Here is a 21,736-nt window from a genome sequence, read left to right as displayed (position 1 = left end):
GCGTTCTGTCGCGGGTGCGCTGTTGCGTGCGGGTGCTTCGTGGTCACCCGCGCAGTTCCCCGCGCCCCTGACGGGGTCGGAAGGGGCGGCTCGCTGTCCTGCTGCCCTCCGGGGTGCCCCGACAGGGGCGCGGGGAACTGCGCAAAACGACAGCGCACAGCACCGAGCAGCGCACCCGATCCGGGACGCACGGGATCAGGGGCGCGGGGAACTGCGCAAGGGCCAGGCGCACAGCACAGCACAACGCACCCGGACCAGGACGTACGGAGATCAGGGGCGCGGGGAACTGCGCGAAATCCCCAGCGCACCGCGCGGAACAGCGGACGTGCAGCGGGACGCACCCGCGCAAGCGCACCGCGCAGCATCGCACCGCGCGCAGCGGAGAGGCAGACCGCCAGCGCACCGCGCCGACGGCCCACCCCAACCCCAAGCGGAGCGTCTCAGTGGGCGACGGCCCGAGCCATCGCCCCGTGCCGAGCCTGCACGGGCAACCCCGGCTCGGCCCGACCACCAGGCCGACCCCCCGGCGGACCCGCACCCGGAGCAGCCGGCCGCCGAGGCCCGGCACCCGCCCCGTTCTGGACGTCCATGACGGCGTGCGCCACCATCCCGCCCATCGGATCGTGCCGGATCAGGTCCCGCAGCCGGGACCGCGAGGAACGCCCTTCGTTCCCGGGATACAAGTGCTTGCCGAGTCCGACCGCATGGGCCAGCGCGGCGAGCGCCGCGGTCCGGGGATCCGGCGGCACGCCGGTCCGGATCGCACTGTCCAGTCGGGCCCTGATTTCCCGACTGATCGCCGTGTCCGTCGCCTGGTAGCGAGTCGTCGGCAGCACCCCGCACATCTGCCCGGCCACGGCATGCACCATGCCGCACCGTTCGAGGTGCGAGAGATAAGTCTGGCGCAGCCCCAGTCGGGGCCCGCCTATCCAGTGGACGGCCCGTACCGGAGCCCCGCGCCTGCGGAGTAGTTCCAGTGCGGAGTCCAAGGTCGGATCTCCGGTCGGCCGTGGCACGACCACGGCGATACGATCCCCGTCTGGGGCTATTCGTCCAGCCAGCGCCAGCTCGACTAGCTGCGCTCCGGCCAGCCCGAGGTCAAGCGACTGCGGCTGCGCTGTGGTACCCGTGGTCGGGTCCAGAGCGAGCAACAGCAGCTCCTCCGGAAGTGTTCTGCGGCTCCTGCCCATCCATGCCTCCCCGCGTGGATGAATGACAGGGTGACCCCTCTCACATTGGTCTGTCGAGAGTGCGTGGCCGGTTTGTTGTGGAACCGATAGGTATGTCGTTCTCGTCTACCCGGGGGGCGGGTTCGGTACCCAGCAGACTGGGGCGGCCACGTACGTCCCGAATTCGGGATCGAGGCGCGTCGTGCGTTCCAATGGCGAGCAGGCGCGGCCGGTTGTTGGCTGAGTGGTTGAAGCACGGCGTAGGAGGCACGGTGGCGGGCGAGTCCCCCGGCAGGTCGGAGCAGCAGAGTGCGTCGGGGGACCCGGTGGACTCCCAGACACCCAGAACGGCAGCAGGGTCAGGATCGGTTCCGGCACCCGCGAACGGGCGGTCGGCCGAGGGTGGCGATCCGCGCCGCACGGTGTCCCCGTCGGCCGGGGACGGGGTGACCGGCCCCACCGGTGACGGTACGGACCGGGCCACCGCGGTGTTCCGGACCTCCCTCGCGCTCTCGGAGCGCGAGGACGACGCGTCTGATGCCCCCGTCGAGGCGCGTGGCGGCCCCTCAGGCGCCGCGGAGGGTTCCGTTTCCCCCAGGGGCGGCGACACTGCCGCGGAGGCCGCTGAGAGCCGTACGGAGGGCTCGGCGGGATCTGGTGGGGAGCCGCAGGGGGACGAGGACCCCGAGGACGCTCCGGCGGACGACGTTTCGGACACGGCGCCGCCCCGCGACCCGGGTTCCGCTTCGCCCCCCGAAGCCGAAGCCGAAGCCGAAGCCGAAGCCGAAGCCGAAGCCGAAGCCGAAGCCGGCGACGACGTGGAGACGGACGGCTCGGACGATGCGGACGCCGAGAGCACCACGGCCCCCGCGGACGAACCGAGTGCCTCCCTCACCAAGAGCGACAGCGGCAGCAACAGCAACAGCGACAGCGGCACCGACAGCAGCGACGGTGACAGCGACGGGTCGGCCGTCGACCAGCCCACGGGCATCTTCCGGATGCCCGCGCCCCGCGTCGACCAGCCCACGACCACGCTGAAGCTCGGTGACGTCACGGAGCCGACGGGCGGCAAGGCCCCGAAGGGCGACGAGCCGTCAGCCCCGGACACCGCCCCGGAGTCCGGCCCCGCCGCCCCGGTCGAGCGGGACCAGGAGCGGACCAGCAAGTTCGTCGCCCTCAAGCCCCTGGACGAGCCGGCCGCCCCCCGGCGCCCCGCGGCCAAGCCGTCCTGGGTGACCGCCACCGCCGCCGAACCCGACAGCGCCGCAGACCCGAGCACCACCACCGGCACGGGCACGGGCACGGGCACGACCACGGGCACGAGCACCGGGACGAGCGCCCGGCCCGCCCCGGACGGCAGCGCCGGCGAGACCTCGGCCCTGCCCGCCGCCTCACCGGAGTTCACCACCCAGCAGCCGCTTCCCCCGAAGCCCCCGCTGGACCTCCTCGCCGAGCTGACCAACACCCCGCCGCCCCGGCAGACCCCGTTGCGGACGGCCGCGCGACGGGTGAAGATCTGGACCCCGCTGGTCCTGCTCCTGGTGGTCGTCTTCGCGGTTGCACAGATGATCCGGCCGCTCCCGGAACCCTCGTTGACGCTCACCGCGAAGCAGACGTTCACCTTCGAGGGCGAAGAGGTGTCGCTGCCGTGGCCCGAGGAGGGGCACGGCTGGATGGACGTGAACGGCGTCGGCACGATGGCCCGGTTCGGCGAGCAGAAGCCCGTTCCGATCGGCTCGGTCGCCAAGGCGATGACCGCGTACGTGATCCTCAAGGAGCACCCGCTCAAGCCCGGCGCCGCCGGACCGAAGATCCCGGTGGATGCCAAGGCGGAGCAGGAGGGCGGCCTCGACTCGGTCGGCGAGTCGACGCTGAACACGCTCAAGGAGGGCGACCGGATCACGCTGGAGGACGCGATCTCCGCGATCATGATCCCGTCCGCCAACAACATCGCCCGTCTGCTGGCCCGCTGGGACTCCTCGGAGAAGGAGTTCGTCGCGAAGATGAACCAGGCCGCCAAGGACCTGGGCATGACGAAGACCACCTACACCGACCCGTCGGGGCTGAACGAGACCACCGTCAGCACCGCCGAGGACCAGGTGAAGCTGGGCAACGAGCTGGTGCGGATGAAGGCCCTCACGGACATCACCAAGCTGCCCGTGTGGACCGACCAGACCGGCAAGGAGTGGCAGAACTACAACCGCCTCGTCCCCTACGACGGTGCGCTCGGCATCAAGACCGGCACCACCACGAAGGCCGGCGGCAACCTGCTCTTCGCCGGCACCAAGCAGGTCGGCGGCGAAACCGCGATCGTCGTCGGCGCGATCCTCGGCCAGCACAAGCCGCCGATCATCGACACCGTCAACGCGGTCAGCAAGACGGCGATGATCGCGGCCCAGGGCGAGGTCAAGGCCAGCACCATCCTGAAGAAGGGCGCGGTCGTCGGGTACGTCGACGACGGGCTCGGCACCCGTACCCCGGTCGTGGTGACCAAGGACGTGTCGGCCGTCGGCTTCGCCGGGCACACCGTGAAGGTGGAACTGAGCGCCGGTGACGACCTCACCCACGAGGCGGCGGCCGGGGCCCGGGTCGGCACCCTGAAGGTCGGCGACGGTTCGAGCGGCGCCGTCGAGGTGCCCATAGCCCTCCGGAGCGCCACCAGCGAGCCCGGCTTCGGCGCGAAGATCACCCGCTTGGGATGATCCGTGCCGCGCCCGGCCACCGGGTCGCGGTCGCGTGCGACACCCCGCCGTCCGCCCCTTCCCGGGGCGGGCGGCGGTGCCGTTCGAGGACCGGGCACCGCAGTGATCCCCGGCCGCTCGACCGTGTTAGCGTCGCGTTCATCGGGGCAGGACGCCTGGGTTCAGGGGCAGCGCCGCCCCGGATCACCCCCGGACCAGTGACGAACACGGGGAGAGCCGCACGTGGCCACGACGGAGCCGACCCGGTCCGACGACGCCGAACCGCACGGCACCGCCGGCCGGCGCGCCCGCGGGGACACCGTGGAGCGGCCGACACCCGACCCGGGTGGCGCCCCCGACCCGGCGCCCGAACCCGCCTCCCCGGGCCGGGGGGCCGCGTTCCTGAAGCATCCCGTCACCGTGGTGACGGTCCTCGCCGCGGTCCTGCACATCGCCTGGTTCTTCACGTTCGCGAACGGTGGCGGGGACATCGCGGCGCAGGACGCGTGGGCGGAGTTCGTCGGCCGGAACCCGGACTCCGCGTACAACCTCGCCTGGTACGGCGGGATGCACCCCGTCTCGTACAGCGTGGTGTCCCCGTACCTGATGTCCGTGCTCGGGGTGCGGACCACGATGATGGTCGCCGGCACGGTGTCCGCGTCGCTGCTCACCCTGCTGCTGGTGCGTTCGCGGCCGGTGCGCAATCCGCTGTGGGCATCGCTGGCCGGACTGTTCGCGCTGATGTGCAACACCGCTTCGGGCCGGGTCACCTTCGGCCTCGGCATCATGTTCGGGCTGGCGGCGGTCGCGACGGCGTTCTGCTGGCCGCACCGCTGGCGGCTGCGGCGGTGGCCCAAGGCGGCGGTCGCCGCGTTCTTCGCCGCGCTCGCCACGGCCGCCTCACCGGTCGCGGGACTGTACGTCGGGCTCGTCGCGGCGGCGCTGTTCCTCCAGAAGCGGCGGCCCGGCGCGTTCGCCCTGGGGCTCGCCCCGAGCGTCGTGGTGGCGCTGTCCGCGTGGCTGTTCCCGTTCTCCGGCACCATGCCGATGTCGTTCGGGTCGGCGAGCCTGCCGGTGCTGTACGGGGCGCTGGTGTTCTTCCTGGTCCCGAAGGACTGGACGACGGTCCGGATCACGGCCGCCGTCTACACCCTGGCGGTGCTGTTGAGCTGGCTGATCAGCTCCCAGATCGGCTCCAACATCACCCGGCTCGGGCTGCTGTTCGCGGGCGTGGTGCTGCTGGCTGCGCTCCCGTACACCGTGCCGCGCAGCCGCAAGTGGTACGTGATCGTCTGCGTGTTCGCGGGCTTCCTCACCTGGGCCGGGGTGAAGGCCACGATCGACGTCGTCCACACCACGCCCAAGGCGTCCTGGGCCCGTGAGCTGGCGCCCCTGGTGAACCAGTTGCAGCGGGTGGACACCGAGCGCGGCCGGGTCGAGGTCGTCCCGGCGCGCAGCCACCGCGAGGCGTCCGCGCTCGCCCCGTACGTCAACCTCGCCCGGGGCTGGAACCGGCAGGCCGACATGGATCGCAACCCCCTCTTCTACGACGACACCCTGAACTCCGCGAACTACCACGAGTGGCTCCAGCGGTGGGCCGTGCACTACGTCGTGCTGCCCGACGACGAGCCGGACGGCGACGGGGGCCGCCGCGAACGCGAGCTGGTGCTCCGTGGTCAGCCGTACCTCAAGCAGGTCTGGGGGGACGCGCACTGGCAGCTGTTCGAGGTGCTCGACCCCACGCCGCTGGCCAGCCCCGGCGCCACGGTCACCGACATCGAGCAGGGCGGCATGACCATCGAGGTGCGCGCGCCGGGCCGGATACTCGTCCGGGTGCCCTACTCGCCGTGGCTGGGACTGGTCGACGAGAAGGGCGAGAGCGTCGAACCGCCCGAGGAGACCGAGGCGTCCAAGGCCCGTCCGCAGGGCGTGCCGAAGTCCTTCGACAATGTGGCGGGCTGTGTGCGGGAGGCCGAGGAGGACGCCCACGGGGACCAGTGGACGGAACTCCTGGCCCCCCGCCCCGGCACGTACCGGCTGGCCGCCCGCTACCAGATCCCCCGCGGCACGACCTGCCCCGACGAGCTGGGCTGAACCCGCCGGGCGGGGGCGCCCGGTCAGGGGGCGAGGCGCAGCGCCAGACCGTCCAGCACGCGGTCCAGGCCGTACCGGAACTTGCGGTCGCGCAGGTCGGCGAGGGTCTGCGACGCGGGCCGCTGAGGCTGCTGGAGCCGCGGGTACGCGTCGGTGGCCTCGTCGATCGCGGGCTGGAGCCGGGCCGCCCAGGCGTCCTCGTCCTCGCCGCTGCGGGCGACCAGGGTGAGCCAGGCGGCCTCGCTGGTGCTCGTGCCCATCACATAGGCGACGACGGTGCTGATCGCCATGTCCGCCTCCTCGACGGGGAACCCGGCGGTCTCGAACAGGGCGATCATCCGGTCGTTGACCCGCATGACGTTCGGCCCCATGTGGGAGAGTCCGACCTGGCTGAGGAAGGACGCGATCCACGCGTGTCGCAGGATCATCGCGCGCACGCTGTCCGCGCAGCCCGCGGCGGCCTCGCGCCAGTCCGAGGGGTCCTGCGCCTCGGGGACGTGGATCTCGCCGTAGACCTCGTCGACGACCAGCTCGATCAGTTCCTCCCGGCTGGCGACGTGCCGGTACAGGGAGGTGGCGCCGGCGCCGAGCCGGGTGCCGAGCCGTCGCATGCTGAGTGCTTCGACGCCCTCCTCGTCGAGGAGGGCGATCGCCTCGCTGACGATGTGCTCCGGGCTGAGCACGGGCTGTTCCCGGCGCGGGCGGCGGCGCGTCCAGGCTGACGCGACCGGCGGCCCCGCGGCCTGCGCGCGCACGTCGGTCCCGCTTTCGTCCGCGGACTGCGCTCCGGTTGCCATGACCTGCTCCCGTTCCGCCCCGGGCACGCGCGGAGGGAGGGGTTCCGACCGGCTTCGAGGCTTCACCTCACCGTAGCGCACACCGTGCGCAGATGCGTACACCGGACCTCGCGGCGTGATCACGCCCTCGTGCGAACGGTGTGCGCACTTGCGCACACCCCTCCGATTGCGTACGTTGTTCGCAACGAAGGAACGGTGTTCGCACATCGGGAACGGTGTGCGCATCCGATCGGTCGAACCCGGCCGAGCCCCCCGCCCCCGGCCCGGCCGGGCCGCTTCGCATCGAGAGGTGTCGCATGGAAACGCTCACCCGGACGTCGGCGTCGTCGACGGGCGGCCCCGCCGCCCGCAACCCCCGCCGCTGGCTGATCCTGATCGTGCTGTGCCTCAGTACGCTCGTCCTGGTCATCGACAACATGGTGCTCACCGTGGCGGTGCCCTCGCTCACCGAGGACCTCGGCGCCACCGCCCAGGACACCCAGTGGATCCTCGACTCCTACATCCTGGTCTTCGCCGGCCTGCTGCTGACCTCGGGCAGCCTCTCCGACCGCTTCGGCCGCCGCCGGATCATGATCATCGGCCTGGCGCTCTTCGGGCTCTCGTCGCTGGCGGCGACCTTCGCCACCGACCCGGGCCAACTCATCGCGGCCCGCGCGGTCATGGGCGTCGGCGGCGCCCTGGTGCTGCCCAGCACCCTGTCGATCCTCATCACCGTCTTCGACGAGCAGGAGCGCCGCACCGCGATGTCCGCGTGGAGCGCGGTCGCTATGGTCGGACTGATCGGCGGACCCGTCCTCGGCGGCGCACTGATCGCCTGGTTCTGGTGGGGCGCGGTCTTCCTGATCAACGTGCCGATCGCGGTCATCGCCATCGTCGCCGCGTACGCCCTGATGCCCGAGTCCAAGGGGCCCTGGCTCAAGCCCGACCCGCTGGGCGCCGTGCTCTCCTCGGTCGGCATGGTCGCCATCGTCTGGACGATCATCGAACTGCCCCAGGGCGGACTCGGCCACACCAGCACCCTCGTCGCCCTGATCACCGCCGTCGTCGCCAGTGTCGGATTCGTGTGGTGGGAGACGCGCACCGACTCCCCGATGGTCCCGCTCGGCCTGTTCCGCAACCGCGACTTCAGCGGCGGCAGCTTCTCCCTGACCCTCGTCCAGGTCGGCAACGGCGGCCTGCTGCTGGTCCTCAGCCAGTACCTCCAGTTCGTGCTGGGCTACACCCCGACCGAGGCCGGACTCGCGTTCATCCCGGTCGCCGTCGCCTCCCTGGTCTTCAACGGCATCGGCGCCTCCCTCGGTAGCCGCATCGGCAACCGCCGCCTCGTCGTCACCGGTCTGCTGGTCTCCGCCAGCGGCTTCTTCGCCCTGTCGGCCGCCGCCCCCGGCGGCGAGTTCCCGGCCGTCGCCGCCGCGCTCGCCCTGCTGGGCTGCGGTTCCGGGCTGGCGATGCCCGCCGCGATCGCCGCACTGATGGGCGCCGTCCCCGCGGAGCAGGCCGGTGTCGGCTCGGCCCTCAACGACACCATCCAGCAGATGGGCGCCGCCCTCGGCGTCGCGATCCTCGGCAGCGTGGTCGCCAGCGGCTTCGCCGACCGGATGCCCGACACGGCCCCCGAAGCCGCGGAGTCCTCGATCGCCGACGCCCTCGCCGTCGCCGAGGGCACCGGGGACGCGGGACTCGCCGCCGCCGCCCGGGACGCCTTCACCGAGGCCATGTCCACCAGCTTCGTCATCGCCGCGGTCGGGGTCCTCGCCGCCGCCCTCCTGGCCCACCTGGTCATGCGCAACACCAAGACCCCCGAGCCCGCTCCCGAAGCCGCCACCCCCGAAGCCCCCGCCGCGGACCCCGAGCCCGCCCCCGTACTCGCCGCCCACTGACCCACCCGTCACACCCCGCACCACCCACCCCGCCCGCCACCCAGTCGCCCGACACCCACCGAGGAGCACCCGATGACCGGTCAGCACCAGAACACGACCCAGTCCCCGGCCCCGCAGCTGCCCGCCGAGCGCTACGCCGCCGCGGAGTCCCTGCTCCGCCACCACCGCGCCCGCCTCACGCCCGGTGCCAAGGTCCGCCCCCACTGGACCGGTGACGGCTCCCGCTTCTGGTACGCGGTCGGCACCTCGCACACCGACGCCGACGGCCGCCCGGGCCGGGTGTTCATCGCCGTCGACACCCGCCGCGGCACCCGCACCCCCGCCTTCGACCACGACCGACTCGCCGCAGCCCTCACCGAGGCGACGGGCACCCCGGCCGACCCGGCCCGCCTCCCCTTCGACGCCATCGAACTCACCGGGGCCCCCGACGACGCCGAAGCCCGTGAGGGGGCCGGCGCCCGGCCCACCGCAGTCGAGTTCGACACGGTCGAGGGCCACTGGCGCTGCGACCTGGACACCTACGCCCTGGAGCGGATCGAGGACCACACTCCGGGCAGCTTCCTGGACATGGTGTCGCCCGACGGGAAGCACTCGGTCCACCTCAAGGACCACGACCTGTGGATACGCGACCGGAAGACCGGCGAGGAGCGCCCCCTCACCACCGACGGCACCCAGGACCACGAGTACGGGCTCAGCCCCTTCACCCCCCTCGTCCTGCTCCGCCGGATCGGCCTGCCGCACCTGCCGCCCGCGCTCGCCTGGTCCCCCGACTCCACCCGCGTCCTCACCCACCTCACCGACCAGCGCCGGGTCCGCACCACCCACCTCGTCGCCACCGTCCCGGACTCCGGCGGTGCCCCGGAACTGCTGCCCCAGCAGTACGCGTACCCGGGCGACGAGCACCTGCCCACCGGCACCCTGATCGTGCTCGACGCGGCGACCGGCGACGCGGTGCGGGCCCGGACCGAGCCGCTGGAGATGCCGCTGATGTCCCCGATCACCACCCGCTGGGCCTGGTGGGCCGAGGACGGTTCGGCGGTGTACTTCCTGCGCCAGTCCCGTGACGTGCGCACCCTGAGCCTCGAACGGATGGACGCGGTCACGGGGGAGGTCCGCACCCTGGTCAGCGAGTCAGGGCCGACCCGGGTCGAACCGGCGCAGCAGCGCGCCCAGGCCCCCATGGTCCGGCTGCTCGCGAACGGCGCGCAGGCGCTGTGGTACTCGCAGTCCGACGGCTGGGGCCACCTCTACCGGTACGACACGGCCACCGGCGAGCGGCTGGCGCAGGTCACCGCCGGCGACTGGGCGGTCCAGGAGATCCTGCGGGTGGACGAGGAGGCCGGCACCGTCCACTTCGTCGCCTCGGGCCTGGTGGCCGACGACCCGTACCGGCGCACGGTGTGCCGCACCGGCCTGGACGGCACGGGTTTCGTCCGGCTCACCGACGACGGCCTCGACCACCAGGTCACCGTGACCCCGGCCGGCGACCGCTTCCTCGACTCGGCGTCCACGGTGGACACCCCGCCGGTCATCACCGTCCGGGACTGGGACGGCCGGGTGGTGGTGCACCTGGAGACCGCCGACCTCACCCGGCTGCGGGCCACCGGCTGGACGCCCCCCGAGCGGTTCCGGGCGAAGGCCGCCGACGGCGTCACCGACGTCTACGGCGTCCTCTACAAGCCGCACGACTTCGACCCGCGGCGCAGCTACCCGGTCATCGACCACCCGTACCCGGGCCCGCACGCCCATCGGGTCAGCCCGTCCTTCGACCCGGGCGTCCTCGGCTACGACGCGGAGGCGGTGGCGGCCCTCGGCTTCGTGGTGATCGCGGTCGACGGGCGGGGCACGCCCGGCCGGGACAAGGCGTTCCACGACGCCTCGTACGGCCGGCTGCACACCGGCGGCCACCTGGACGACCACGTGGCGGCGATCCGTCAGCTGGCCGCCGCCCGCCCCTGGATGGACCTCGACCGGGTCGGCGTCTTCGGCCTGTCGGGCGGCGGGTTCGCCACGGTGCGGGCGCTCGCCGACCACCCCGAGTTCTACAAGGTGGGCGTCGCGGAGGCCGGCAACCACGAGAACCGGCAGTACTTCGCCTGGTGGTCGGAGACGTACGACGGGCCGGCCACCGAGCAGGACTACGCCCGGTCGTCCAACGTGGCGGCCGCCGACCGCATCGAGGGCAAGCTGCTGCTCGTCCACGGCGGCATGGACGACAACGTCCACCCCCACCAGACGCTGCTCCTCGTCGACGCCCTGATCGAGGCGGACAAGGACGTCGACCTGCTGATCGTCCCCCGCGCCGAGCACGTCTTCTTCGGCTACGAGCACTACGTGAGCCGCCGCCGCTGGGACTACTTCCTGCGGCACCTGCTGCACACGGAGCCGCCGAAGGGCTACCGCCTCGCCCGGCCCGAGATCGACGCGGAGCTCCTGACCGACATCTTCAGCTGACCCCGGCACCCTGCCCCTGTCCGTGACCCGGTCCCGCGACGCCTGACGCCCGCCATCCATGAAGCGGCCACCGCCCCCGAAGCGGTGGCCGCTGTGACGTATGCCCATCCCCGTGACGAATAACACCCCCTGACTGAACCTCACCGATTCCGCCCTACGTATCCCCATAACGCCGGAGAAATGCAACAATCCTGAACATCCGAAAATACGCACGGAAGGACACGTAGAGTGACATCGAACCGTCGCCTCGCCCAGGGACTCACCACGATCAGCGCCCTCCTCGCCGCCGCGGCCCTCTATGCCGGGTACCAGGGCCACTGGCTGCCCGCCGGGGCGCTGGCGTACGGCACGCTCTTCCTCTCCTGGACCGCCGGCCGAGAACGGACCAATCACCAACGGGCCCTGGCCGAAAGGGAACACGCGGTGCTCGCCGCCGCCATGGACCCCCTCGACGCCCCGCCCCCGCTGGACCCCTGTTGCCCCCTGTGGCGGCACTCGGTCACCGTCCACGGCGCGAACTGCACCCGACGCATCACCCACCACGAAGCGACCGAAACCCACTCTCACGCAGCGTGACGGCATGTCACCTGAGGGCCGTAGAAGGGCCGTAGATGGGCTGTCGAAGAGCCGTCGAAGGACCACCGAAGGGGCCCGCGACGGTCCCCGACCCCCGGACATCACCCCGCGGAGGACGCCGGGGACCCCACCCGTTCGAGGACCACCACCGGAATCACCCGGCGGCTGCGCGCCTCGTACATCCGGTACACCGGAGCCAAGCCGACCATCAACGACCACAACCGTTCCCGCTCCTCCCCCTGCGCGGTGCGGGCCCGGGCGAGGAACCGCTCGCCGAGGACCTGCACCTGCACCTCCGGCTCCGCGGCCACGTTCAAGTACCACTGGGGGTGGGTGTGCGTCACGGCCGAACCGGAGGCGACGAGCACGTAACGGTCACCGTCCTCGCCGAAGAAGAGGCCGGTCCGGTACAGCGTGCCCGACGTGCGCCCCCGGTGGCCGAGCACGAGGTTGGTCATCCCTCCCTCCCGGTAGCCGCTCGCCCCGTCGGTCTCCACGTAACGGCGCACGTGTTCCGCCACCGAAGGATCAGGGCTGTCCACCCCTTCCCCCAGGGACCAGGAGGGCTCCGAAGGCCCCTCCGTACGTCCAGAGCCGCGCACTGACATCCCGTACTCCTCTTCGCCCGTCTCGTCCCGCGCCGCCGACCGCATCAGTGCGCGGCCACGAGGCCCTGGGCGAACCCGCCGTCCACGGCGAACTCCACATTGGTGGTGAAGGTGGCGTCACCGGCCAGGAACAGCGCCGCGGCGGCGACCTCCGCCATCGTGCCGGTGCGCTGCAACGGGGTCGTCTCCTCGCCCTGTCGCACGAACTCCCGGCGCTCCTCCTCGCTCAACCCGGGCACCCCCATCGACGGCGTCTTGATGAACCCCGGAGCGACCGAGTTGACCCGTATCCGCCGGGGCAGCAGCTCGGCCGCCAGGACGTGGGCGAAGGCGCGCGTCGCCTCCTTCGACGCGGAGTAGGCGCTCAAACCGGGGAAGACCACGTCATTGGCGACCGTCGTGAAGACCACCGACCCGCCCTCCGTGAGCAACGGCGCCAAGGCCTGCACGGTGAAGAAGGCGCCCTTGGTGTTGACCGCGAAGTGCCGGTCCCAGGACGCCTCGGTGACCTCACCGAGCTCGGCGAACTCCGCGATGCCGTGGTTGACGAAGAGATGGTCGACATGACCCAACTCCCGGTGGACCAGGTCGGCGAGGGCCGAGATGTCGGCCGTGCTCGCAGCATCGGAACGCACGACGTGCGCCGCCGCCCCCGCCAGCTCGGTCCGCGCCTCTTCGAGGGTCTTCTCGTTGCGGCCCGTCAGGACCACCTCGGCACCCTCGGCCAGCAGCGCCTTGACGATCGCCAGACCCATGCCGTGGGTCCCCCCGGTGACCACGGCCTTCTGTCCCGTGAACCTGCTCATGACGACTCCTTCTTCCCCTGCGTCGGCCTACTGCGGCGGTGCTCCGTCGCCGGGCCGGTGTGCCCGGCGCGGCGTCCTGGAAGAACTCTGCGCGGCACCGCATTCGATCCGCTTGCGATCCGCATTCAGTCGACCGTCGACCCGCTACCGACCCCGCACGCACGGGCCGTTCACGGCCCCGGCCCCGTCATACGCTGGGGCCATGCGCTTCGGTGTACTGGGCCCGTTGGCCGTGTGGACAGTGGACGGCGACGCCCTGGCGGTGCCCGGAACGAAGGTCCGCGCCCTGCTGGCCGACCTGTTGGTGCACCCGGGGCGGGCGGTCTCCGCGGACCGACTGGTCGACGACCTCTGGGGGGACGGCGACGGGCTGCCGGCCCGCCCCGTGAGCGCCCTCCAGACCCTGGTGTCCCGGCTGCGCAGCGCCCTGACCGCCGCCGGCGGCCACGACCTCGTGGTGCGCCGCCCCCCGGGCTACCTGCTCAAGGTGAGCGGCGAAGCCGCGGACGCGATCGACGCCGAACGGTTCGCCGCACTCGCCGACCGGGCCCGGCGCACCACGGACCCCCGGGAGCGCGCCGCACGCTTCACCGAGGCCCTGGCCCTGTGGCGCGGCCCCGCCTTCGCCGGGTCGGCGGACCGACCCTTCGCCCGGGCCGCCGCGGCCCGCCTGGAAGAACAACGACTGCTGGTCTGGGAGGAGTACGCGGAATCCCGACTGCACCTGGGAGAGCACGCCCAACTGGCCGCCCAGATAGCCGAACTGACGGTCCGTCACCCGCTGCGGGAGCGGCTGCGCGCCTCTCACATGCGGGCCCTGCACGGCGCCGGACGGCCCGGCGAGGCCCTGGACGTCTACCGGGACCTGCGTCTGCGGCTGTCCGAGGAACTCGGACTGGAGCCCGGCCCCGCACTGGTCACCCTGCAACGGGAGATCCTCCGCCAGGGCCCGGCCGTCCCGCCCACGGCCCCCGCCGCCGACCCCACGGGTCCGCCGGACACCGGTCGCCGCTCCTGCCTCCCCGTCCCCGTCACCGCACTGATCGGCCGCTCCGGAGCCGCGGCCGACGTACGGGCGCTGCTGGCCACGGAGCGCCTGGTGACCCTGACCGGCCCCGGCGGGGTCGGCAAGACCCGGCTCGCCCTGGAAGTCGCGAACGGGGCCGCCGACTCCTTCCCCGACGGCGTCCACTGGGTGGAACTCTCCGGACTCGCACGGACCACGGGCACCCCCGAACCGCCCGCCCCCGGCACCACGCCCGCCCCCGGTACGGCGGACGGCCCGGCCCAAGCGGTGGCCGTGACCCTGGGCATCCGCGACGACGCCCGGCCCGGCCCACGACCGAGCACGGGCCCCGGCCCGCTGGCCGAGCGACTGGCCGCCGCCCTCCACGGCCGCCGACTCCTCCTCGTCCTCGACAACTGCGAACACGTCGTCGACGCGGTGGCCCACCTGGTCCGCACCCTGCTGAGGACCGCACCGGGGCTGCACTTCCTCACCACCAGCCGGGAACCGCTGGACCTGTCCGGCGAAACACTGTGGCCCGTCCCCCCGCTGGACGTGCCCCCACCGGGAGCCACCCCGAGCGAGGTACGACGATCCAGCGCGGTCCGACTCTTCGCCGCCCGGGCCGCCGCCGCATCGCCGGGATTCACCCTGTCCGACGACCACACCGAAGCCGTCGCCACCATCTGCCGCCGCATGGACGGAATCCCGCTCGCCCTGGAACTGGCGTCCACCCGGGTCCGCGTCCTGGGCCCGGCCGCACTCGCCGGACGCCTCGACGACCGCTTCGGCATCCTCACGGCCGGCCGCCGCGACGCCCCCGCACGCCAACAGACGCTCAGAGCAGTGATCGACTGGAGCTGGGACCTGCTGACCGCGGCCGAACGGACGGTGTTGCGCCGCCTCGCGATCCACTCCGACGGCTGCGCCCTGGAAGCGGCCGAGGCACTCTGCTCCGGGGGCGGTGTGAAGCCCGCCGAAGTCGTCGACCTGCTCGCCCGACTGGTTGACCGGTCCCTCGTCGTCGTCACCCACCGCCCCGAGGGCCCCCGCTACCGGCTCCTCGAATCGGTGTGCGCGTACTGCCTGGACCGCCTGCGGACCACCCCCGGCGAGGGCCCCACCACCGAGTACGAGCAACTGCGCCGCGCCCACGCACACCACTACACCGACCTCGCCGAGCGGGCCGACCCCCACCTGTGCGGCAGCGCCCAACAACCGTGGCTGCGCCGGCTCGACACCGAAGCGGCCAACCTGCGCGCCGCCCTCGACACCGCCGCCACCACCGGTGACGCCCCGCTCGCGCGCCGGCTGGTGCGGGCGCTGGCCTGGTACTGGTTCCTGCGCGGCAGGTTCACCGAGGCCCGACGCTCGATGGCCACGGCCCTCGCCGTCGAGGAGGCACCGCCCGCGACGTCACCGGACGGGTCGCCGGGCCCCGACCCGCGCGCGACCGTCGCCGCCTGGCACGTCGCCATGACGCTCCTGTGCGGCGACCGGCCCGCCGCCGGCTCACTGCTGCGGCTGCCCGAGGACATCCGCGACCCGCGTGAGCGGGCCGCGCCCACCTGGTTCGTCGGCTACGCCGTCACCCTGCTCGGCGCCATGGAGACCGGTGAGGAACTGGTGCGCCGGGCCCTGGACGACTTCCGGGCCCTGAACGACCGCTGGGGCATCGCCGCGGCCCTCAGCGTACGAGGCGTCCACCACTACGTGCGCGGCGAGTTGGCGGCGTCCCGGGCCGACGGCGAACAGAGCCTCGCCCTGTTCCGCGAGAGCGGCGCCCAGTGGGGGCAACTCCAGTCCGGCGCCGTCCTCAGCCGACTGGACGAGATCGCGGGCGACTACCGGGCCGCCGAACTCCGACACCGTGACGGGCTGCGCATCGCCGAGGAACTGGACCTGTGGACCGAGACGTCCACCCGCTGGTCCGAACTGGGCAGGATCGCCCTGCTGACCGGGGACCACGCCCGGGCCGCGGAACTCCACGAACGGGGCCGACGGGTGGCCGTGGACCACGGCGACCGACGGGCCCAGGAGTTCGCCGAAACCGGCCTCGCCCTCGGCGCCCGCCGACAGGGCCGGTACGACGAGGCCGAACGTCATCTGCGGACCTGGCTGGAGTGGAACCGCCGCCTCGACGCGGAGAACGGCACCGCACTGATCCTCGCCGAACTCGGCTTCATCGCCGAACAGCGAGGGGAGGCCGAAGCGGCACTGACCCTCCACACCCGGGGCCTCACCGCGGCCCGGCGCACGGGTGACCCCCGGGCGGTGGCGCTGGCCCTGGAGGGCCTGGCCGGCGCCCACCGACTCGCGGGCCGCCCCGCACGCGCCGCCAGCCTGCTCGGCACCGCCGCCCGCGCCCGCGCCGCGGTGGGCGCCCCGCTGCCCCCGGCCGAACGCGGTGACGTCGACCGCATCGAAGCCGCGACCCGGACCGCACTGGGCGACACCGCCTTCACGACCGCGTACGCGAGGACCGCGGACCCGGACCTGTCGGTGCCCGCGGACCCGGCCTAGCGCGTGCGCGGACCGCAGGTCCGAAGACTCATGCCCGCACAGGGCATTTCGCCCGTATCCGCTGCGTTCGGGCTCCTGGACATTGCGTCCCGGCGTCGGAAGATGGATTCAGCGGGCGCCGAACTATATGACAATCTCCATGGGCCGGAATGGGGTCGTAGGGCTCCCGTTTAGCGGGAAAGGCAAGCCCTTTCCCCTGCCCGGCTTGCTGCACAAGCGAGAGAGACGAACACGTTTCACGTGAACCCGGCAAACTTCCGACTACCCCACAGATCGCACCCCGGAGTAGCACTGCAATGCCTGAGACAGGCCACACCGCCGCCCCCCGATTCAGCATCATCGTCCCGGTCTTCAACGTGCAGGGCTACCTGCGCGAGTGCCTGGAGTCCTTACTCGATCAGGACTTCACCGACTTCGAGGTCATAGCCGTCGACGACTGCTCCCCGGACCGCAGTGGGAAGATCCTGGCCGAGTTCTCGGCCCGTGACAAGCGGGTGGTGACCGTGCGCCACGAGGAGAACGGGGGCATCGGACAGGCCCGCAACACCGGCATCGCGCGGGCCCGGGGCGACTATCTGCTCTTCCTCGACAGCGACGACACCATCACGCCGGGCTCGCTGCGCGCGATGGCCGACCGGCTCGACAAGACCGACGACCCGGACATCCTGCTGATCGACCACGTCCGCACCTACTGGTGGAACAAGGTCCAGCGGAGCGCCACCGCCGATCTTCTCGCGGAGGCCGGCACCGAGGTCTTCCGACCGGCCGAGCGCACCGAGTTCCTGTCCATGTTCGCGGTCGTCTGGAACCGGCTGTACCGCCGTGACTTCTTCACCGGTAACCGCTTCACCTTCACCGACGGGCTCTACGAGGACGCCCTGATCGTCTACACGACCATGCTCACCGCTGAGCGCGCGGCCTGCCTCGACTACGTCTGCATCGAGTACCGCCAACGCCGCAAGGGCAACTCGATGCAAACCCCGGGCCGCAAGCACTTCACCATCTTCGAGCAGTACCAGCGCCTCTTCGACTTCCTGGACACCCGCCCCGACCTGGACGGTCTGCGGCCGATGCTCTTCGAGCGGATGGCCAGCCACTTCCTCTTCACCTTCGCCCGCGAGAGCCGGGTGGTCTCCGCCGACCGCGCCGAGTACTTCCGGCAGGCCTCGGCCATGTACCGGCGGCACCTGCCCCTCGGCTTCACCCCGCCCCCCGGCATCCAGGGCGCCAAGTTCCAGGCGCTGGGCCGGGGCTCCTACCACGGCTTCCAGGCGCTGAAGCTGGTCAACGGCACCCGTGTGAAAGGCCGTAACCGGCTCTGCAAGGTCAAGCGGTCGTTCGACAAGCGCACCCAGGAGAACTTCTACAAGCTCCACCTGCGCCGCCCCGTCGACGAGGACCTCGCCGTCTTCTCCGCCTACTGGAACCGGACCCCGGCCTGCAATCCCCTGGCCGTGTACGAGAAGGCCAAGGAGCTGGCGCCGCACATCAAGGGCGTCTGGATGGTGCGCAAGGGGCTGGAGGAGACCGTCCCCCCGGGCATGGACCATGTCGTCGTCGACACCCCCCGCTACTGGGAGGTGATGGCGCGCGCCAAGTACTTCGTCAACAACGTCAACTTCGCCGACACGGTCGTCAAACGCCCCGAGCAGATCCACATCCAGACCCACCACGGCACCCCGCTGAAGCGGATGGGCATCGACCAGCAGAAGTATCCGGCCGCCGCCAAGGGCATGAGCATGCGCAAGCTGCTCCAGCGCGCCGACCGCTGGGACTTCAGCGTCTCCGCCAACCAGCACTCCACCGAGCAGTGGGACCGGGTCTACCCCTGCTCCTTCGAGTCCGTCGACGCCGGCTATCCGCGCAACGACGTCTACTCCCGGGCCACCGCGCAGGACGTCCTGGACATCCGCGAGCGCCTGGGCATCGCCCCCGGCCGCACCGCCGTGCTGTACGCGCCGACGGTGCGCGACTACCAGGTCGGCTACGTCCCCCGGCTGGACCTGGAGAGAGTCACTCGCGAGCTGGGCCCGGACGTCCTCCTCATGGTCCGCACCCACTACTTCTACGGGAAGGACCGGCGGCTCACCGAGCTGGAGGAACAGGGCACCCTGCTCGACGTCTCCCGTCACCCCAGCGTCGAGGAGCTGTGCCTGGCCTCCGACGCCTTGATCAGCGACTATTCCTCGATCATGTTCGACTATGCCGTGCTCGACCGGCCGATCGTCACCTACGCCGACGACTGGGACGTCTACGTACGCTCCCGCGGGGTCACCTTCGACCTGCTCTCCGGCGAGCCGGGGGAGACCCCGGGCGTCGTCGCCACCAACGAGAGCGAGCTGATATCCGTCTTCCGCAGCGGCAGCTGGGACGGCGAGCGGGCCACCGCACTGCGCACCGCCTTCCGACAGCGGTTCTGCGAGTGGGACGACGGGAACGCGGCCGAGCGCGTGGTGCGCCGCACCTTCCTCGACGAGGAGACCGGCCCGGCGCCGCTGCCCCTGGAGGCCCGCCACGTCGCGCCGAGCCCGCGCAAGGCCGCCGCTGAGGCGGGGCTGTACAGGGCGTGACGGACGGTGGTCGGCCGCCGGGTGTGGCACCCCGGCGGCCGACCGGTCACGGCCGGGTGCGCAGCAGCGTGAGGACACGGCTGGTCCGACGAAGCCAGGTGACGACGCGCCTGTCGATGTACTCGATCAGGCGCAGGACCTCGGCGCTCTAGTCGCGGCCCGAGGACCCGGTCGAGTCGGGGGACGCACCGGCGGCGCTCGTGGGGGCCACGGACCCGGGCCGGGCCCCATCGGGTCGGGCCCCATCCCTCGCGCCCGACCACCGGTCCAGCCAGCGATCCAGCCCGCCCAGCCGGCCCGGCAGCACCCAGAACCGCTCACCGAACACGGCCACCGCAGCCGGGAGCAGCACGCCGCGCACGACGGTCGCATCGACGAGGACGGCCACCGCCATGCCCACCCCCATCATCTTGTTCTCGACGGCGGACAGGGTGACGAAGACGCTGAACACCGCCGTCATGATGACCGCCGCACTGGTGACGACCCCCGCACTGCCCGCGATGCCCCCCACGACGGCGTCCCGCGTGCTGGCCCCCGCCAGCCGACGTTCCCGGATCCGACTGAGGATGAACACGTGGTAGTCCATGCTCAGGCCGAACAGCACGACGAACATGAAGAGCGGCAGCCAGCCCGCCACGCCCCCGTACGGGGTGAAGCCGAGCAGCGAACTGCCCGCGCCGTCCTGGAACACCCAGGTCAACACCCCGTACGCGGCACCCAGCGACAACAGGTTCAACGCGATCGAGACCAGCGGAACGGCCAGCGAACGGAACACCACCAGCAGCAGCACGAACGCCAGGACCAGGACGAATCCGACGACGAGCGCCGCCCGCGAGGTCAACTGCTCCCGGAAGTCCTCGGCGAACGCGGTCCGGCCCCCGACCGCGTAGTCGATGCCCTCGACCTCGCCCAGGGTCGCCGGGAGGGCCACCTCACGCAGCCGCTCCAGAGCCGCGCCGGACACCTCGTCGGTGCCGGTGCCCGCCAACGGAACGCGCACCACCAGCACGTCGTCGACCCGCACCGTCGAGACCGGACCGGCGAGCTGACCGTCACTGTCGGCGATCTGCTGCCGTAGCCCGTCGACCGCCGCCCGAACCCCGGGGGAGCCGGTCCTGCCGGGGCCCTCGCCGTCGACGTCCCAGACCGCGACCCGCGCGGGCGTCGGGGCACCGGGGAACGCCTCCTGCATGCGGATCGCGGCATCCACCGTGGGGGCGCTGCGCGGCAGGCTGTTGACCACGGCGGCGTCCTGCAAGCGCAGGTCGAGCGCCGGCGCCGCCATCACCAACAGCGCGATGACCGCGGCACCGCCCCACACCTTCGGACGGTCGACGACCGCACGCGCCAGCCGCGCCCAGTGACGGGACTCCGCCACGGCCGTCCGGCGCTTCCCGAGCCACGGCAGACGGCCCCGGTCGACACGGTGCCCGAGGGCGGCGAGCACGGCCGGCAACACCGTCACGGAAGCGACCATCGACAGGCCCACCACCAGCGCGGTGCCGAGCGTCAGACCACGGAACACGTCGAGCCCGCTGAAGAGCAGGCCGCACAGACACACGATCACCGTCACCCCGGAGACGACGATCACCTGACCCGAGGTCCGGGACGCGATGCGCAACGACCGGGCCACACTGTGACCTACGGCCCGCTCCTCCCGCGCGCGCCGCAGGTAGAACAGGGAGTAGTCGACCCCGACCGCGATGCCGATCAGCAGGATCATCGAGGTCACGGCACTGTTCACGGCGACCCACCGTTCCAGCACGGCGATGAGGCTGAAGGTGCCCACGACGGTGGTCGCCGCCAGCAGCAGAGGGATCGCCGCCGCGACCAGGGCCCCGAAGACGACCAGCAGGATCACCAGGGTGATCGGCAGCGAGGTGCCTTCCGCACGGGCCAGGTCCCTCTTGACGGCGTCGTCGACGGCACGCGACAGGCTCACGTCACCGGCCTGGACGACGCGCACGTCCCCGTTCCGCTCGGCGACCCGCTCCACCGCCCCGACCACCACGTCGAAGTGCGCTCCCATCTCCTCGTTCGGACCGGCCACGAAGAAGGTGACCAGACCCGAACGGCCGTCCTCCGAAACCTGCTGCTCCGCCCCCGGGTCCAACGGGGTACGCAGACCGGTCACCGTTCCCGGCGCCGCGGCCAACTCGGTCACCAGGTCCCTCGTGGCCTTCACCAACGCCGGATCGTCGAGGAAGCGTCCCCGCGCGCCGTCGGCGTCACCGTCCCGCCGCTGAACGAGGACGTTCTCCAGGATCGGCTCGTAGTTCTCCTGAGCGCTCAAGACCCGCTTGACCTCGCCGGATTCACCCGGGTCGTCCGTTCTGGCGCCGGGTCCGGAGAACACCGCGCTGGCCAGCAGCGCCACGACGACGAGGGCCAGCCAACCGCCGATCGCCAGCGCACGGTGCCGGATCGACCAGCCGGCGACCCGCTCGACGAACGTGCCCCGGCCACCGCCTAACCCGGCCGCGGAGTCGCTCTGTGCAGTGGACTGTCTGGGCGTGCGCGCCATGAACTAGGGTCCTTCCCGAAAGGGGCGATGCGCTGAAGACTCGCCATC

General features: G+C 72.1%; 12 protein-coding genes. 7 read left to right on the top strand and 5 right to left on the bottom strand.

The window, feature by feature from the left end; genetic code table 11:
• Positions 1 to 440: 440 nt before the first annotated feature.
• Complete coding sequence (locus ACFV88_RS24400; protein ID WP_385493969.1) at positions 441 to 1,190, bottom strand: GPP34 family phosphoprotein; 750 nt, start codon at positions 1,188 to 1,190, stop codon at positions 441 to 443.
• Between the two features lie 425 nt (positions 1,191 to 1,615).
• Between ACFV88_RS24400 and ACFV88_RS24395 the strand changes: the two genes are divergently transcribed.
• Together ACFV88_RS24395 and ACFV88_RS24390 are read left to right on the top strand one after the other, a co-directional pair.
• Positions 1,616 to 3,871 carry a serine hydrolase gene (locus ACFV88_RS24395; RefSeq protein ID WP_385493968.1) on the top strand — a complete coding sequence of 752 codons (2,256 nt, stop codon included), beginning with the start codon at positions 1,616 to 1,618 and terminating at the stop codon, positions 3,869 to 3,871.
• Between the two features lie 222 nt (positions 3,872 to 4,093).
• Positions 4,094 to 5,944 (top strand): MFS transporter, encoded by a 1,851-nt coding sequence (locus ACFV88_RS24390; RefSeq protein WP_385493967.1) that lies wholly within the window; start codon positions 4,094 to 4,096, stop codon positions 5,942 to 5,944.
• Positions 5,945 to 5,967: 23 nt separating this feature from the next.
• On the opposite strand, the gene ACFV88_RS24385 is transcribed toward ACFV88_RS24390, so the two are convergent.
• On the bottom strand, positions 5,968 to 6,741 hold the full coding sequence (locus tag ACFV88_RS24385; protein ID WP_385493966.1) for a TetR/AcrR family transcriptional regulator: 774 nt from the start codon (positions 6,739 to 6,741) through the stop codon (positions 5,968 to 5,970).
• Between the two features lie 296 nt (positions 6,742 to 7,037).
• Between ACFV88_RS24385 and ACFV88_RS24380 the strand changes: the two genes are divergently transcribed.
• The 3 genes from ACFV88_RS24380 to ACFV88_RS24370 all read left to right on the top strand — a co-directional run bounded on the left by ACFV88_RS24380 (position 7,038) and on the right by ACFV88_RS24370 (position 11,651).
• Entirely contained in the window at positions 7,038 to 8,621 is a 1,584-nt protein-coding gene (locus ACFV88_RS24380) for an MFS transporter (RefSeq protein WP_385493965.1), read from the top strand.
• Between the two features lie 72 nt (positions 8,622 to 8,693).
• Complete coding sequence (locus tag ACFV88_RS24375) at positions 8,694 to 11,075, top strand: DPP IV N-terminal domain-containing protein (protein WP_385493964.1); 2,382 nt, start codon at positions 8,694 to 8,696, stop codon at positions 11,073 to 11,075.
• A 228-nt stretch (positions 11,076 to 11,303) separates the two neighbouring features.
• Positions 11,304 to 11,651, top strand: coding sequence for a hypothetical protein (locus ACFV88_RS24370; RefSeq protein ID WP_385493963.1), 348 nt, complete (start codon positions 11,304 to 11,306; stop codon positions 11,649 to 11,651).
• Between the two features lie 101 nt (positions 11,652 to 11,752).
• Here the strand turns inward: ACFV88_RS24370 and ACFV88_RS24365 are convergent, their stop codons facing one another.
• Positions 11,753 to 12,172, bottom strand: coding sequence for a nitroreductase/quinone reductase family protein (locus ACFV88_RS24365; RefSeq protein WP_385493961.1), 420 nt, complete (start codon positions 12,170 to 12,172; stop codon positions 11,753 to 11,755).
• A 131-nt stretch (positions 12,173 to 12,303) separates the two neighbouring features.
• Positions 12,304 to 13,065 (bottom strand): SDR family oxidoreductase, encoded by a 762-nt coding sequence (locus ACFV88_RS24360; protein WP_385493960.1) that lies wholly within the window; start codon positions 13,063 to 13,065, stop codon positions 12,304 to 12,306.
• Between the two features lie 202 nt (positions 13,066 to 13,267).
• Here ACFV88_RS24360 and ACFV88_RS24355 point away from each other — a divergent pair, with 202 nt between their 5' ends.
• Together ACFV88_RS24355 and ACFV88_RS24350 are read left to right on the top strand one after the other, a co-directional pair.
• The gene (locus ACFV88_RS24355) at positions 13,268 to 16,594 is read left to right on the top strand and encodes a BTAD domain-containing putative transcriptional regulator (protein ID WP_385493959.1); all 3,327 of its coding nucleotides are present in this window, start codon (positions 13,268 to 13,270) and stop codon (positions 16,592 to 16,594) included.
• A 296-nt stretch (positions 16,595 to 16,890) separates the two neighbouring features.
• Positions 16,891 to 19,164, top strand: coding sequence for a CDP-glycerol glycerophosphotransferase family protein (locus tag ACFV88_RS24350; protein WP_385493958.1), 2,274 nt, complete (start codon positions 16,891 to 16,893; stop codon positions 19,162 to 19,164).
• 148 nt (positions 19,165 to 19,312) lie between these two features.
• Here ACFV88_RS24350 and ACFV88_RS24345 read toward each other — a convergent pair whose 3' ends face one another.
• On the bottom strand, positions 19,313 to 21,688 hold the full coding sequence (locus tag ACFV88_RS24345) for an MMPL family transporter (protein ID WP_385493957.1): 2,376 nt from the start codon (positions 21,686 to 21,688) through the stop codon (positions 19,313 to 19,315).
• Between the last annotated feature and the right edge of the window lie 48 nt (positions 21,689 to 21,736).

Source organism: Streptomyces sp. NPDC059816 (assembly GCF_042732055.1).
In the GTDB taxonomy this organism is placed as follows: Bacteria; Actinomycetota; Actinomycetes; order Streptomycetales; family Streptomycetaceae; genus Streptomyces.
The sequence above is the reverse complement of the archived record's forward strand: the minus strand, read 5'-3'. Positions and strand labels throughout refer to the sequence as shown.